Here is a 14,040-nt window from a genome sequence, read left to right as displayed (position 1 = left end):
CTGGGTAATCGATCTACACGGGCAGATGGACCGGGCGACTTTGGCCCGTCTGCGCGCAGTGCTCGGTCTGAGTGAGGTGGGGCGTCTCGGTGACGACTGGGACGAGTTGTTCGGCGAGGTCAAACGGACAACCGCAGGGGTATCTGCGAACGTCGGGCTCTGGCGCGACGTGGACAGCCAAGGGTGGCGCCTCGACATCGACCTGCTGGCGGAGCCGGGCGACTCGGACGTGCAGGATCTGCTGGCTGCGGTCCGGGCGGAGGTTGAAGCGGCGGGTGTGCAGGTCGCTTCGATCGTGAGTCGCCGATAGGCGCTACGTCGACGCTGTCGATTCGGGTGTGCGCCCGGGATTGGTGACGAATCAGATGGGCCGCAGGCTGACCTACTACGTGATTTATCGGAATGACGAGAGGGTCGGGGGTCCGGCCGGACTCTTCGTGATGGACGTAGGCGTAGGCAATGCCATCCTCTGGGACCATCGCAGCGGACGCTGGACCTTCGATCCAGATCTGGCCGTGCGCTTCGTCGACGACTACCGAAACGTCGACCGCTTCGAAACTGTTGATCGGGCGACGGCCGAGAGGGTGGCTGAGACCGTCAGCGGGGGTACAGCGCTGCCCGACGAGGACGGCATCCGAGTCATGTTCACGCCTGGCGCGAGGTGAGCAGGCCGGCCGTGTCGACGGGGCGCGGGAGCTGCTGACCGAGTCGACTCGGTTACGCCGGAAGTTGTCCTTCACCGCCGGTGTCGCGGCGAATCTGATCGGTCTGGCGCATCTGGCCGCGAGCGACGGTGATCGGGATGCCGCGCATGAGTTGCTCGACGAGGCGGCCGGGCTGGCAGCCGACAGCGGCGCGCACGGGGTTGGTCGGTGGGTCGAGGAGGCCCGCGAGGAGTTGGGGCTGGCCTGAGCGTGGAAGCGGTCGGTGGGGGTGGAGCCCTGGCGGGGCCGAATAAGATCGACGCATGGCGAAATCCGGTACGCAGGGCGTCAGGTCCACCGTCTGGGCCTGGCCGGTCGGCATCCTGATCGGTCTGGCGATCGGCATTCCCGTGTTCGGTGCGAAGGGTGGCGTCGCCTTCGGTGTCGCCCTCGGCATTGCCTTCGCGCTCGGCCTGGGTGCGATCAGGGGCCGGGCCGACGGTGACCCCGCTCAAGGTGGCTCGGACGGTAGGGCCGCCGGGGATGGCGCCGACGCCTCGGGCCGGAGGTGATCGACTCCGGTTCCTTGAAGCCGGGGCATCCAAGGCCGTGGGACATCCCGACTTCCGTGAAGCCGAGTGGATCATGGCGCACGCCGGGCACGCCGGGCATGAACGCCGCGCCGGACGCGGTGGGAGCGGGGACGACAGGGCCGGGCAGTGTTGCCGAGGCGGTGGCCGTACAGGAGGAATTGCGGCCGCTGGTGGACCTGGTCGGGCCGGGGCCGAGCGCGCCCGCGACGGTGGCCGGCCTGGACGTCGCGTACGCCGAGGGTGGTGACCTGCTGGCGGCGGCCGTGACGGTCCTGGACGCCCGGACCCTCGCGGTGGTGGATTCCGCTGTCGGTGTGGGGCGACCCGCGTTCGGCTATGTGCCGGGGTTGTTCGCCTTCCGTGAGTTGCCGGCGTTGCTCGCTGCGCTCGACCGGCTGACCGTCGTCCCGGACCTGCTGGTCTGCGACGGGCACGGGTTGGCCCATCCGCGTCGGTTCGGGCTCGCGTGCCACCTGGGGGTGGTCACCGGGTTGCCCGCGATCGGGGTGGCGAAGACGCCACTGGTCGGGGTGTGGGATCCGCCGGCCGCCGAGCGGGGTTCCTGGTCGTCGTTGCGTGACGGTGGTGAGGTCGTCGGTCGGGTGCTGCGGACCCGCGACGGGGTGAAGCCGGTCTTCGTCAGTGTCGGCCATCGGATGAGCCTGGAGAACGCGACAGCGCAGGTGCTCGCGTTGACTCCGCGCTACCGGCTGCCGGAGACCACCCGCACCGCCGACCGGCTGTGCCGCGACGCCCTCGCCGAGGCGCAGCAGGCCCGCTGACTGGCTGGTCAGCCTGGTCATCAGCTGGTCGGCGGGAGGCGCCGTAAACCGTAACGCCGCCCACATGCGGGGCGCTCTATGACCGGTGGGACAGGTGGGCCGGTAGTAGCCTGACCCGCGGACCCCACCCGGGGAGAACGGCGAGGTAATCATGACAGTGCGTCGACGCGTGGCACGGCTCGCGGCGGTCTGCGGTCTTGCGGGCGGCCTGGTGATGCTCGGTGCGTCACCGGCGCTGGCCGATCAGGACTCGGTCCGGGTGGGCGCGGCCAGTAGCTTCGCCGCCGGTGGTTCCGCGCAGGGGGTGAACGTCGCGGTGCGCAAGCGCACCGACGGGTGCGTCCTGTTGCGTACCGCGCTGGGCTTCAGCCTGGAGGGTCTCCAGCCGAACCAGGTGGCGGTCGAGGTCAACGCGGGCGGGCGCTGGTTCCCGGTGGCCGTCACCGGCGGCGCCGGCACCGTGTCGACCGCGCAGACGTCACCCTTGAAGCCGACGCTGTGCAAGGGCAAGGGCATCACGGTGCGGTACCGGGTGGCGTTCGCGGCGGGTTCGCCGGGCGGCCGTCTCGTGGTCAGGGGCGCGGGCATCAGCGCCGCCGGCCAGACGCTGGGTCACGCCACGGACGCGGCGCGGCTGACCGGAGGGCGGGTCACTCCGTCGCCGACTCCGTCGCGGTCGACGAAGCCGACGCCGACTCCGACCCCAACCGAGGTCGCTACCGTCGACGAGGCGGTGAACCCGGCGGCGCAGGCGGGCGTCTCCGCGGCGCCGAACACCACGGCGACGGCCGCCGAATCGTCCGGAGGAGGTTCACCGGTGATGTACTTCGGCATTGTGCTGGTGGCGGTCGGACTGCTGCTCATCGTGCTGCTGTTCCGTCGGTCCCGGCAGGACCGCAAGCCGTCCGACGACGCCCCGGGCACCCTCCCGGGCAACCCCGGTGGCACCACCTACCGCGCCGGGGGTGGGTTGCCGGCCGCGCCCGGTCGCCCCGGTCAGGTGTACGGCCAGCAGCCGCCGGCCGCCGCCTGGGGTGGTGCGGTGCCGTCACCGCGTCCCGCCACCGGCGGGGTTTACGGTGCCCGGCCGGACACCCCCGCCCCGGAGGCCACCCAGCCGATGCCGGGTCGGCCCGACGGTCGCCCGAAGCCCGGTGACCCGCCCACCGACGGTGACGGCCACACCGTGTTCATTCCCCGCCTCCCCGGCTGAGCGGAGGACGGCCCGGCCCTCCGTTAGGCTCAGGATCGGTGTCTAACCTGCGGCCAAGGAGTGGAACACGTGTCTGATCTGTCCCAGATTGTGAAGGCGTACGACGTCCGCGGGACGGTGCCGGACCAGTGGGACGAACGGGCCGCCGAGGCGCTGGGCGCCGCCTTCACCCAACTGCTCAACTCCACCGACGAGCCGGGCGACGCCGTCGTCGTCGGGTACGACATGCGGGCCACCTCGCCCGGCCTGGCCGCCGCGTTCGCCACCGGCGTACGCGCCGAGGGCCGCTCGGTGATCGAGATCGGCCTCGCCTCCACCGACCTGCTCTACTACGCGTCCGGTTCGCTCGACCTGCCCGGCGCGATGTTCACCGCCAGTCACAACCCCGCGCAGTACAACGGCATCAAGATGTGCCGTTCCGGCGCGCGCCCAATCGGCCAGGAGAGCGGCCTGGCCGAGATCCGGGAGCGGGCCCAGGCCCTCCTGGACTCGGGCGACGCTCGTCCCGCCGGTGCGCCGACCCGGTCCGCCGAGCGACGCGACCTGCTCCCCGACTACGCCGGCTACCTGCGCAAGCTGGTCGACCTCTCGGGCATCCGGCCGTTGAAGGTGGTCGTCGACGCCGGCAACGGCATGGGTGGCTTCACCGTTCCGACAGTGCTCGGCGACGCGGCCCTGTCGCCGTTGCCGCTGGAGATCGTGCCGCTCTACTTCGAGTTGGACGGCAGCTTCCCCAACCACGAGGCCAACCCACTCGACCCGGCGAACCTTGTCGACCTCCAGCGCGCGGTGGTCGAGCACGGGGCCGACATCGGGTTGGCCTTCGACGGTGACGCCGACCGGTGCTTCGTGGTGGACGAGCGCGGCGAGCCGGTCTCACCGTCGGCGATCACCGCGCTCGTCGCCGCCCGTGAGTTGGCCAAGCACCCGGGTTCCACGGTGATCCACGGCCTGATCACCTCCAGTGCCGTCGCGGAGATCATCCGGGAGCACGGTGGGCAGCCGGTCGTCGCCCGGGTCGGGCACTCCTTCATCAAGGCGGAGATGGCTCGCACCAACGCCGTCTTCGGCGGCGAGCACTCCGCGCACTACTACTTCCGGGACTTCTGGTTCGCCGACACCGGGATGCTCGCGGCGATGCACACGCTGGCCGCGCTGGGCGAGCAGTCGCTGCCGCTGTCCGTGTTGGCCGGTGAGTACGAGCGCTACATCGCCTCCGGTGAGATCAACTCGACGGTGGTCGACCAGGCGGCGGCGGTGGCCGAGGTGCGCGCCGCGTACCCCGACGCGGTGGCCGACGAGATGGACGGGCTCACCCTGCGTTTCCCCGACGGCGCCTGGTTCAACCTGCGCGCCTCCAACACCGAGCCGCTGCTGCGACTCAACGTCGAGGCGCCCACCCGGGATCGGATGGTCTCGCTCCGGGACGACGTGCTCGACCGCGTTCGCCGATAAGATCGCCTGCGCCGGTCGGCACCGCCGTCGGTCAAGCCGTACACGTGGAAGGAGCCGCGCCATGGCCCTGGATCCGCAGTTGCTCGAGATCCTTGCCTGTCCGGACACGCACCACGCCCCGCTCACCTATGACGCCGAGGCGCAGACGTTGACCTGTACGGAGTGCGGCCGGATCTTCGAGGTCCGCGACGACGTGCCGGTGCTGCTGCTCGACGAGGCGCGCGGCGGCCCCGGGCAGTCCTCATGATCGACGGTACGGCCGGGGTCAGCGGACGCCGGGACGCCGACGAGGCCCTGCTCGACAACCCGCAGGCGTTGGCCGAGGCCGACCCGGGTGGCATGCTCCGGCACACGGCGTCGGCCGGTGCGCAGGTCCGCGAGAGCGCCGCGCTGGCAGCCGAGGCGAACCTCGCGGTGCTCGCCGACGACGGGCGGCCCCGAGCCGTCGTGATCGCCGGCATCGGCACCGCCGGGCGTACCGGGGACGTGCTGGCCACTGTCGCCGGGCCACGCTGCCCGGTCCCGATCATCGGGCACCGCTCCGCTGGCGTACCCGGTTGGGTGGGCGCGGCCGACGTGGTGATCGCGGTGAGCGCGTCCGGACGTAGCCCGGAGGCGCTCGGCGCCGCCGAGGCGGCCCACCGCCGTGGTGCCCGACTCGTCGCCGTGGGTGCCCCGGACTCGCAGTTGCAGTCGATCGCCGAGCAGGCCAGGGCGCCGTTCATCCCGGTGCCCCGGCGTGCTCCGGCCCGGGCCAGCCTCTGGGCGCTCACAGTGCCGGTGCTGCTCGCGGCCCGTTCCCTCGGGCTCGTGAAGGTCAACGAGGCGGACCTGGCCGAGACCGCGGCCCGGCTCGACGCGGACGCCGACCGCTGCCGGTCGGCCGCCGAGTCCTTCGTCAACCCGGCGAAGTCGCTGGCCCTGGGCCTGGCCGGCTCGATCCCGATCGTCTGGGGTTCGTCCCCGCTGGCCACCGTGGCCGCCCGCCGGTTCGGCGACACCCTGTCGGCAAACGCCCGCTACCCGGTGGTCACCGGGGCGCTCGGTGAGGCCGGGCGGGGTCGGGTCGGTCTGCTCGACGGTGTCTTCGGCGGCCTGGCCGAGGGGGAGCGGGACATCTTCGCCGACCCGGCCGACGACGACGACGACGGCGAGGGCACCCGGCTGCGGTTGGTGCTGCTGCGCGACGGCGGGCTCAACGCCGAGGACGACACCGATGAGCCCCTCGCCGTCGAGGAGCGCCGCGCGGACGCGGTGCAGACCCTCGCCGAGCGCCGTGGCGTGCGGTGCGACGTGGTGACCGCCGAGGGTGGCTCCGCCCTGGAGCGGCTGGCCTCGCTGATCGCGGTACCGGATTTCGCCTCGATCTACCTTGCCCTGGCCCACGGGCTGGACCCGATGGCCGTGCCGGCCATCACCGAGATGAAGGAGCTGTCGAACCAGTGAACGAACGCAATGGGCGGCGCGTCATGCGCGGACCGGGCGGCTTCGTGCGGCGAAGCGGAGCGGTGGCATGAGCGCCAATGGTGGGACGAAGGCGATCGTCGCCGCTTTGCTGGCCAACATCGGCATCGCCGTCACCAAGTTCATCGCGTTCCTGCTCTCCGGCTCGTCGTCGATGCTGGCCGAGGCGGTCCACTCGGTCGCCGACTCCGGTAACCAGGGCCTCCTGCTGCTCGGTGGCAAGCGTGCGAAGCGCGCGGCCACCCCGGAACACCCGTTCGGGTACGGCCGGGAGCGCTACATCTACGCGTTCATCGTGTCCATCGTGCTGTTCAGCATCGGTGGCCTGTTCGCGCTCTACGAGGCGTACCACAAGTGGCATCACAAGGGCGGCATCGAGTCCTGGCACTGGCTGCCGGTGGTGGTGCTGGTGTCGGCGATCATCATGGAGTCGTTCTCCTTCCGGACCGCCATCAAGGAGTCCAACCACGTCCGGGGCAACCAGTCCTGGGTGCGTTTCATCCGCCGGGCCAAGGCGCCGGAGCTGCCGGTGGTGCTCCTGGAGGACTTCGGCGCGCTTGTCGGTCTGGTGTTCGCCCTGTTCGGCGTCACCATGACGTTGATCACCGGCAACGGCGAGTGGGACGCCGCCGGCACCGCGATGATCGGCATCCTGCTGGTCGTCATCGCCGTCGTGCTGGCCATCGAGACGAAGAGCCTGCTGCTCGGTGAGGGCGCCGAGGCGTCCGAGCTGGCAGCCATCGAACGGGCCGTCACCGACGGCCCCGAGGTGGAGCGGATCATCCACATGAAGACGCTCTACCTGGGCCCGGAAGAGCTGATGGTGGCCGCCAAGATCGCCGTTCCGGAGTGGGAGAGCGCCCACGACCTGGCCCGTGGCATCAACGCCGTCGAGGCGCGGATCCGTGCCGCGGTGCCGATCGCCCGGGTGATCTACCTGGAGCCGGACGTCTACAGCGCCGCTGCCGCCGAGGCCGGCACCGGTGCCGCGGCCGACACCGCGGTACCGCAGCCGCAGGACACGTCGGGCGAGGCGGCCGGGCGGCCCGGGGGCTGACAGGTGGAGCCACTGTACGGGCCGATCCGGGACTACGCCTGGGGCTCGCGCTCGGCCATCGCCCTCCTACAGGGGCGATCGGTGCCGAGCGCGGGCCCGGAGGCGGAGCTGTGGTTGGGGGCCCACCCGGGCGCTCCGGCCCACGTGGATCGCGCCGGTCTGCGGGTGAGCCTCTGTGACCTGGTGCGGGACGAGCCAGGGCAGTGGCTCGGCCAGCGGGTGTCCGAGCGGTTCGGCAGCCGGCTGCCGTTCCTGCTCAAGGTGCTCGCGGCCGACGCTCCGCTGAGCCTGCAGGCCCACCCGGACGCCGAGCAGGCGCAGGCCGGCTACGCGGCGGAGGTGGGGCGTTCCGAGGGGCAGCGTAACTACTCCGACCCGCACCACAAGCCGGAGTTGCTGGTCGCGCTCACTCCGTTCGAGGCGCTGTGCGGTTTCCGGGATCCGGCGGAGTCGGCCGAGGCGCTCGCCGCGTTCGGCGTACCGGCGTTGGCGCCTGTTGTCGCCGCGTTGCGGGCCGGGCCGGCGGGGTTGCGCACGGCGGTGCGGACGTTGCTCGCCTGGCCGGTGGCCAGACGTCACGACCTGCTGGCCGCGGTGGCGGCAGCGCCAACCGACGGCCCGGACGCGGAGCTGACCCGCCGGTTGGCCAAGGCGTACCCGGGGGATCCGGGTGCGCTGGTCGCGCTGCTGTTGCACCACCTGCGGCTGGAGGCGGGGGAGGCGATCTGGATGCCCGCCGGCAACCTGCACGCCTACCTGAGCGGCTGCGGCGTGGAGATCATGGCGGCCAGCGACAACGTGCTGCGCGGCGGCCTGACCCCGAAGCGGGTGGACGTCGACGAGTTGTTGCGGGTGCTGCGCTTCGAGGTGCTCGACGATCCGGTGCGGGCCGCGCAGCCGGTCGGCCCGGGCGTGGACTGGTGGCCCGTGCCGGTGGACGATTTCGCGCTGCACCGGGTCCGGGTCGACGCGGCGGTGCCCTCGGTGACGCTGCCGTTGCCCGGCCCCCGGGTGGTGCTCTGCGCTGGTGGTTCGGTCACCGTGGACGACGGCGCTGGCGCGTTGACGCTGGTCTCGGGGGAGGCGGCGATCGGTACGGCGTTGGGAGCGCCGCTGCGGATCGACGGCGCCGGTGTGGCGTTCGTGGCGACGTCCGGGCTGCGCTGACCTCGCCTCGGGCGAAAGACACAAGTCCGACTTTCCCGGAATAGCTTGACGTCACCCTGGCTGAGTGTGACTCTATGAGTACGCAGCGTTATCGCGACGACGGTCCGAGAACGTGCGGGGGAACCAAACCGGGGGGATGCACGGGGCGGGCGGGACGTGGGCGGGAAAGTCCGTCCATCACCGACCGCCCCGTGCGCTGTCCGCGGACCGTGCCTGATGCCCGTCGCCGACGCGCGTAAGGTGGAGGGTCGGCGCAGACATCGTTCGACAGGAGCTTTCATGACCAGCACCCTCCCGGCGTCCGCCAGCGGCACGCCGTCCGAGGCCCGGCCGAGCACGCTCGCCGACGGCGACTTCAAGGTGGCGGATCTGTCGCTCGCCGAGTTCGGGCGTAAGGAGATCCAGCTCGCCGAGCACGAGATGCCCGGCCTGATGGCGATTCGTCGCGAGTTCGCCGAGGCGCAGCCGCTCGCCGGCGCGCGGATCACCGGCTCCCTGCACATGACCATCCAGACCGCCGTCCTGATCGAGACGTTGGTCGCGCTCGGCGCGCAGGTGCGCTGGGCGTCCTGCAACATCTTCTCCACCCAGGACCACGCCGCCGCGGCGATCGTCGTCGGCCCGGACGGCACCCCCGAGGCTCCGGCCGGGGTTCCGGTGTACGCCTGGAAGGGCGAGACCCTGCCGGAGTACTGGTGGTGCACCGAGCAGGTGCTCGCCTGGCCGGACGGGCAGGGCCCCAACATGATCCTTGACGACGGCGGCGACGCCACCCTGCTCGTACACAAGGGCGCCGAGTTCGAGCGGGCCGGGGCGGTCCCGCCGGTCGAGTCCGCCGACTCCGAGGAGTACGCGGTCATCCTCGAGCTGCTGCACCGCTCGCTCGGCGAGGACGGCCAGCGCTGGACCCGGATCTCCGCCGGCATCAAGGGCGTGACCGAGGAGACCACCACCGGTGTGCACCGGCTCTACGAGATGCACCGGGCTGGCACCCTGCTCTTCCCGGCCATCAACGTCAACGACTCGGTGACCAAGAGCAAGTTCGACAACAAGTACGGCTGCCGGCACTCGCTCATCGACGGCATCAACCGCGCCACCGACGTGCTGATCGGCGGCAAGATGGCGGTCGTCATGGGCTACGGCGACGTGGGCAAGGGCTGCGCCGAGTCGCTGCGCGGCCAGGGCGCCCGGGTCGTGGTGACCGAGGTCGACCCGATCTGCGCGTTGCAGGCCGCGATGGACGGCTACCAGGTCGCCACCCTGGACGACATTGTCGAGCAGGCCGACATCTTCATCACCGCCACCGGCTGCTTCGACGTCATCACCAACGAGCACATGGCGCGGATGAAGCACCAGGCCATCGTCGGCAACATCGGCCACTTCGACAACGAGATCGACATGGCCGGGCTGGCCAAGCGGTCCGACGTCGAGCGGATCAACATCAAGCCGCAGGTCGACCTGTGGCGCTTCGCCGACGGGCACGCCATCATCGTGCTCTCCGAGGGCCGCCTGCTGAACCTGGGCAACGCGACCGGGCACCCGAGCTTCGTCATGTCGAACTCGTTCGCCAACCAGACGATCGCCCAGATCGAGCTCTTCACCAAGACCGAGGAGTACCCGATCGGCGTCTACGTGCTGCCCAAGCACCTGGACGAGAAGGTGGCCCGCCTGCACCTCGGCGCGCTCGGCGCCAAGCTGAGCACGCTGACCAAGGAGCAGGCCGCCTACCTCGGCGTCTCCACGGAGGGTCCGTTCAAGCCGGATCACTACCGCTACTGATCGACGTTTCCGGACCGGGTCGGCTGTTCGCAGCCGGCCCGGTTCGTCGTCTCCGCCGCCGGCTGGGCCCCACAGCTTTCGCGATCTTGCAGTTTCGGTTGGGGTTTTGCGGCTTTTGGCGCGATATGCCGCAGCAGGAAATGCAAGATCGCGGGTGGGGTGGGGTGGGGTGGGGGCGGTTATCTGCGGCGGGTGGGGCGGAACCAGGTCCAGACGCACCAGATCAGCCAGCCGACCGACACGACGGTGGCCAGCGCCCGCAGACGTAGCGCGCTGAGCAGCAGCACCACGGCCAGCACCGCCAACCACGGCAGGAATCCCCTCACGGCGGGGATCCTCCCACAGCCGGCCGGCGGCAGACCGGCTGCCGGGCGGTCGTCGGTCCTCGTCATGGGCCCAGTGAGCTTGTCGTGAACGACTTGACGAGGGTCCTGAGCAGGGAGGAAGGTATGCCTGCCCTAAGTCAGCCAAGGCGTGCCTAACCTACTCGGAGCCCGGATGTTCGCCACGTACCTGATCGGTCTGCGGGAAGGGCTGGAAGCCACCCTGGTGGTCAGCATCCTGGTCGCCTTCCTGGTGAAGTCGCAGCGCCGGGACCGGCTGCCGCAGGTCTGGGCGGGCGTCGGCCTGGCCGTGGCGCTATCGGTGCTCTTCGGCTGGCTGATCGAGTACACGTCGACCTCGCTGCTGTCCCGATCCGAGGACCGTGAGTTGTTCGAGGCGATCACCTCGGTCGCCGCCGTGGTCTTCGTGACCTGGATGATCTTCTGGATGCGTCGGGCCGCCCGGACCATCGCCGGCGAACTGCGGGGCAAGCTCACCGAGGCGCTGGCCGTCGGGTCCCTCGCCGTCGCCGGCATGGCCTTCCTCGCGGTGATCCGCGAGGGCCTGGAAACCGCGCTGATCTTCTACTCGGCCGCACAGGGCGCGGCCGGCGACAGCGGCCCGCTGCTCGCGTTGATCGGCGGAATCGTCACCGCCGTGGTCCTCGGTGTGCTGCTCTACGCCAGCGCCCTGCGGATCAACCTCAGCAAGTTCTTCACCTGGACCGGCGCGCTGCTGATCCTGGTCGCCGCCGGCATCCTCAAGTACGGCGTGCACGACTTCCAGGAGGCCGGCGTCCTGCCCGGCCTGAACGACCTGGCCTTCGACATCACCGGCGCGCTCGACCCGAGCACCTGGTACGCGGCCCTCCTCGCCGGCATGTTCAACGTGACTCCCGCGCCCACCGTGCTGGAGACGATCGCCTGGGTCGCGTACGCCGTGCCGGTGCTCCTGCTCTTCCTGCGACCGGCCCGGCGCAAGCCGGCACCCACCGCGACCACCACCACCGTCACCGAGCGCGGGGCCGACACCGGCGCCGAGGCCGAGGCGGCGTCTACGCCGCAGCGTGCCTGACCCACGAGGAGAGACAGCCCAGATGCGTACTACCCAGTTCTTCGCGCTGGCCGCCGCCGGCGTGCTGGCGACGGCCGGTCTGGCCGCCTGCTCCGACTCCGACAAGGGTGACTCGGCCGCGTCCGGCGGACCGATCGTGGTCAAGGCCAGCGACACCGCCTGTGAGGTCGGCTCGACCGACCTGGGCGCCGGCACCGCCACCTTCAAGATCACCAACTCGGGCGCGAAGGTGACCGAGTTCTACGTGTACGCCGACGGCGACCGGGTGATGGGCGAGGTGGAGAACATCGCCCCCGGCCTGAGCCGCGAGCTGCACGTGGAGTTGCCGGCCGGCACGTACCAGACTGCCTGCAAGCCAGGGATGAGTGGCAAGGGCATCCGGGGCGCGCTCAAGGTGAGCGGGTCGGCGCAGCCGCTCACCGCCGACGCCGCCCTGGGTGACGCCACCGACAACTACCAGCGCTACGTCAAGAGCCAGACCACCGCTCTGTTGGACAAGACCGAGGAGTTCGTCGGGGCGGTCAAGGCCGGCGATGTGGCGAAGTCCAAGGCGCTCTACCCGGTCGCCCGCACCTACTGGGAGCGGATCGAGCCGGTTGCCGAGATCTTCGGCGACCTCGACCCCAAGATCGACGGTCGCGAGGAGGTCATCGAGGAGGGGATGGAGTTCACCGGCTTCCACCGGATCGAGAAGGACCTCTGGCAGTCCGGCGACATCAGCAAGGACGGCCCGATCGCCGACCGCCTGCTGGTCGACGTCAAGGAGATCGTGGCCAAGGCGAACGCCGAGAAGCTCTCCCCGCTCCAGCTCGCCAACGGTGCCAAGGAACTGCTCGACGAGGTGGCCAGCGGCAAGATCACCGGCGAGGAGGACCGCTACTCGCACACCGACCTGTGGGACTTCGCCGCCAACCTCGAAGGTTCCAAAGCCGCCGTGTCCGCCCTGCGGCCCGCGTTGCAGCAGCGCTCGCCGGAGCTGGTCACCCAGCTGGACACCGAGTTCACGAACGTCGAGGGGCTGCTCGGCAAACACCGCGACGGCGACGGGTGGAAGCTGCACACCGCGCTGAGCAAGGCCGAGCTCAAGGAGCTCTCCGACGGGATCAACGCGCTCGCCGAGCCGATCAGCAAGGTCGCCGCGGCCGTCGCGAAGTGACCACCTGGCAGAAAGAGTCGAGTCGATGAGCGGGAGCAGGTTCACCCGGCGCCGGGCGATCACCCTGGCCGGCGCCGGGGTGGCGGGGGTCGCCGGAGTGGCGGCCGGCGCGGGGGCGCTGCTGAACGGCTCCCACGGCCCGGCCGCGGCGAACGACCACCCGGCCGGGGCTGTGCCGTTCCACGGTGAGCACCAGGCCGGCATCGTCACCCCGGCGCAGGACCGGCTGCACTTCGTGGCCTTCGACGTGATCACCAAGGACCGGGCCCGACTCGTCGAACTGCTGGAGGAGTGGTCGGCCGCCGCCGCCCGGATGACCGCGGGGCGAGATGCCGGGGTGCTCGGTGCGGTCGGCGGAATGCCGGAGGCCCCACCGGACGACACCGGCGAGGCACTCGGCCTGCCTCCCTCGCAGCTCACCCTCACCATCGGCTTCGGGCCGACGCTGTTCCGCGACGCCGACGGGCGGGACCGGTTCGGCATCGCCGACCGTCGGCCCGCCGCCCTCGCCGAGCTGCCCAGGTTTCCCGGCGACGCGTTGCAGCCGCAGCTCTCCGGCGGCGATCTGTGCGTCCAGGCCTGCGCCAACGACCCGCAGGTAGCGGTGCACGCGATCCGCAACCTGGCCCGGCTCGGTATGGGCGTGGTGAGCGTCCGCTGGTCGCAGTTGGGCTTCGGCCGCACCTCGTCGACCTCGCGGGAGCAGGCCACCGCGCGCAACCTCTTCGGGTTCAAGGACGGCACTGCCAACCTCAAGGCCGAGGACACCGAGCTGCTACGCGACCAGTTGTGGGTGCAGCCGGGCGACGGGCCGGACTGGATGGCCGGAGGCTCGTACCTGGTGACCCGCAAGATCCGGATGCTCGTGGAGACCTGGGACCGGACCTCCCTCGCCGAGCAGGAGGAGATCGTCGGCCGGACGAAGGGCAGCGGCGCGCCGCTGGGTCGCGGCGACGAGTTCGACGAGCCCGACTTCGCCGCTCGTGGCGCGGACGGCAAGCCGGTGATCGCTGAGCACGCCCATGTCACGCTGGCCCATCCGAGTCGGAACGGCGGCGCCCAGTTGCTGCGCCGGGGTTACAACTTCGTCGACGGCTCGGACGGCCTCGGCCGGCTCGACGCGGGCCTCTTCTTCATCGCCTATCAGCGCGACCCACGCCGCCAGTTCGTACCGATCCAGACCCAGTTGGCGCGGCACGACGTGATGAACGAGTACCTGCGGCACGTCTCCAGCGGGGTGTTCGCCTGTCCTCCCGGGGTACGCGACGGCGGGGATCACTGGGGGCGTGGGCTGTTCGGCTGATTGTCGTCCGGATGGCGACAACCGGATCG

At 70.9% G+C, this 14,040-nt stretch carries 16 protein-coding genes; 15 read left to right on the top strand and 1 reads right to left on the bottom strand.

The window, feature by feature from the left end:
- The first annotated feature begins 25 nt into the window (after positions 1-25).
- The 12 genes from NIE111_RS06720 to ahcY all read left to right on the top strand — a co-directional run bounded on the left by NIE111_RS06720 (position 26) and on the right by ahcY (position 10,154).
- Positions 26-310 carry a hypothetical protein gene (locus NIE111_RS06720; protein WP_238683543.1) on the top strand — a complete coding sequence of 95 codons (285 nt, stop codon included), beginning with the start codon at positions 26-28 and terminating at the stop codon, positions 308-310.
- Between the two features lie 43 nt (positions 311-353).
- The gene (locus tag NIE111_RS06715) at positions 354-665 is read left to right on the top strand and encodes a hypothetical protein (RefSeq protein WP_238683542.1); all 312 of its coding nucleotides are present in this window, start codon (positions 354-356) and stop codon (positions 663-665) included.
- Between the two features lie 64 nt (positions 666-729).
- Positions 730-912, top strand: a complete 183-nt coding sequence (locus NIE111_RS06710; RefSeq protein WP_238683541.1) for a hypothetical protein — start codon at positions 730-732, stop codon at positions 910-912.
- A 55-nt stretch (positions 913-967) separates the two neighbouring features.
- Positions 968-1,216: a hypothetical protein gene (locus NIE111_RS06705; protein ID WP_238683540.1), complete on the top strand. Its 249-nt coding sequence runs from the start codon at positions 968-970 to the stop codon at positions 1,214-1,216.
- A gap of 98 nt (positions 1,217-1,314) precedes the next feature.
- Entirely contained in the window at positions 1,315-2,019 is a 705-nt protein-coding gene (gene nfi / locus NIE111_RS06700) for a deoxyribonuclease V (RefSeq protein ID WP_238683570.1), read from the top strand.
- Between the two features lie 151 nt (positions 2,020-2,170).
- Entirely contained in the window at positions 2,171-3,232 is a 1,062-nt protein-coding gene (locus tag NIE111_RS06695; protein ID WP_238683539.1) for a hypothetical protein, read from the top strand.
- A gap of 69 nt (positions 3,233-3,301) precedes the next feature.
- Positions 3,302-4,687, top strand: coding sequence for a phosphomannomutase/phosphoglucomutase (locus NIE111_RS06690; RefSeq protein WP_238683538.1), 1,386 nt, complete (start codon positions 3,302-3,304; stop codon positions 4,685-4,687).
- 61 nt (positions 4,688-4,748) lie between these two features.
- Positions 4,749-4,934, top strand: a complete 186-nt coding sequence (locus tag NIE111_RS06685) for a Trm112 family protein (protein ID WP_091394023.1) — start codon at positions 4,749-4,751, stop codon at positions 4,932-4,934.
- Positions 4,931-6,133: an SIS domain-containing protein gene (locus tag NIE111_RS06680; RefSeq protein ID WP_238683537.1), complete on the top strand. Its 1,203-nt coding sequence runs from the start codon at positions 4,931-4,933 to the stop codon at positions 6,131-6,133. Before NIE111_RS06685 ends, NIE111_RS06680 begins: the two co-directional genes overlap by 4 nt.
- A gap of 67 nt (positions 6,134-6,200) precedes the next feature.
- Positions 6,201-7,208: a cation diffusion facilitator family transporter gene (locus NIE111_RS06675; protein WP_238683536.1), complete on the top strand. Its 1,008-nt coding sequence runs from the start codon at positions 6,201-6,203 to the stop codon at positions 7,206-7,208.
- A gap of 3 nt (positions 7,209-7,211) precedes the next feature.
- A complete protein-coding gene (gene manA / locus NIE111_RS06670; RefSeq protein ID WP_238683535.1) occupies positions 7,212-8,375 on the top strand; it encodes a mannose-6-phosphate isomerase, class I in 1,164 nt (387 codons plus the stop codon).
- A gap of 279 nt (positions 8,376-8,654) precedes the next feature.
- Positions 8,655-10,154, top strand: a complete 1,500-nt coding sequence (ahcY, locus tag NIE111_RS06665) for an adenosylhomocysteinase (protein WP_238683534.1) — start codon at positions 8,655-8,657, stop codon at positions 10,152-10,154.
- 179 nt (positions 10,155-10,333) lie between these two features.
- On the opposite strand, the gene NIE111_RS06660 is transcribed toward ahcY, so the two are convergent.
- The gene (locus NIE111_RS06660) at positions 10,334-10,480 is read right to left on the bottom strand and encodes a hypothetical protein (RefSeq protein WP_238683533.1); all 147 of its coding nucleotides are present in this window, start codon (positions 10,478-10,480) and stop codon (positions 10,334-10,336) included.
- A 172-nt stretch (positions 10,481-10,652) separates the two neighbouring features.
- Between NIE111_RS06660 and efeU the strand changes: the two genes are divergently transcribed.
- Genes efeU through efeB form a run of 3 tightly spaced genes read left to right on the top strand, consistent with a single transcriptional unit; the run spans position 10,653 to position 14,011 of the window.
- Positions 10,653-11,552, top strand: coding sequence for an iron uptake transporter permease EfeU (efeU, locus tag NIE111_RS06655; protein ID WP_238683532.1), 900 nt, complete (start codon positions 10,653-10,655; stop codon positions 11,550-11,552).
- A gap of 22 nt (positions 11,553-11,574) precedes the next feature.
- Entirely contained in the window at positions 11,575-12,708 is a 1,134-nt protein-coding gene (gene efeO, locus NIE111_RS06650) for an iron uptake system protein EfeO (protein ID WP_238683531.1), read from the top strand.
- A gap of 25 nt (positions 12,709-12,733) precedes the next feature.
- Positions 12,734-14,011: an iron uptake transporter deferrochelatase/peroxidase subunit gene (gene efeB, locus NIE111_RS06645; RefSeq protein WP_238683530.1), complete on the top strand. Its 1,278-nt coding sequence runs from the start codon at positions 12,734-12,736 to the stop codon at positions 14,009-14,011.
- Positions 14,012-14,040: the final 29 nt, after the last annotated feature.

The organism is Micromonospora hortensis, from assembly GCF_022230935.1.
GTDB lineage: Bacteria > Actinomycetota > Actinomycetes > Mycobacteriales > Micromonosporaceae > Micromonospora > Micromonospora hortensis.
The sequence above is the reverse complement of the archived record's forward strand: the minus strand, read 5'-3'. Positions and strand labels throughout refer to the sequence as shown.

Coding starts and splice junctions, on each gene's coding strand:
- ahcY (WP_238683534.1), top strand. CDS start 8,655: ATGACCAGCACCCTCCCGGCGTCCGCCAGCGGCACGCCGTCCGAGGCC.
- nfi (WP_238683570.1), top strand. CDS start 1,315: ATGAACGCCGCGCCGGACGCGGTGGGAGCGGGGACGACAGGGCCGGGC.
- NIE111_RS06695 (WP_238683539.1), top strand. CDS start 2,171: ATGACAGTGCGTCGACGCGTGGCACGGCTCGCGGCGGTCTGCGGTCTT.
- NIE111_RS06675 (WP_238683536.1), top strand. CDS start 6,201: ATGAGCGCCAATGGTGGGACGAAGGCGATCGTCGCCGCTTTGCTGGCC.
- NIE111_RS06680 (WP_238683537.1), top strand. CDS start 4,931: ATGATCGACGGTACGGCCGGGGTCAGCGGACGCCGGGACGCCGACGAG.
- efeB (WP_238683530.1), top strand. CDS start 12,734: ATGAGCGGGAGCAGGTTCACCCGGCGCCGGGCGATCACCCTGGCCGGC.
- efeU (WP_238683532.1), top strand. CDS start 10,653: ATGTTCGCCACGTACCTGATCGGTCTGCGGGAAGGGCTGGAAGCCACC.
- efeO (WP_238683531.1), top strand. CDS start 11,575: ATGCGTACTACCCAGTTCTTCGCGCTGGCCGCCGCCGGCGTGCTGGCG.
- NIE111_RS06720 (WP_238683543.1), top strand. CDS start 26: ATGGACCGGGCGACTTTGGCCCGTCTGCGCGCAGTGCTCGGTCTGAGT.
- NIE111_RS06685 (WP_091394023.1), top strand. CDS start 4,749: ATGGCCCTGGATCCGCAGTTGCTCGAGATCCTTGCCTGTCCGGACACG.
- NIE111_RS06705 (WP_238683540.1), top strand. CDS start 968: ATGGCGAAATCCGGTACGCAGGGCGTCAGGTCCACCGTCTGGGCCTGG.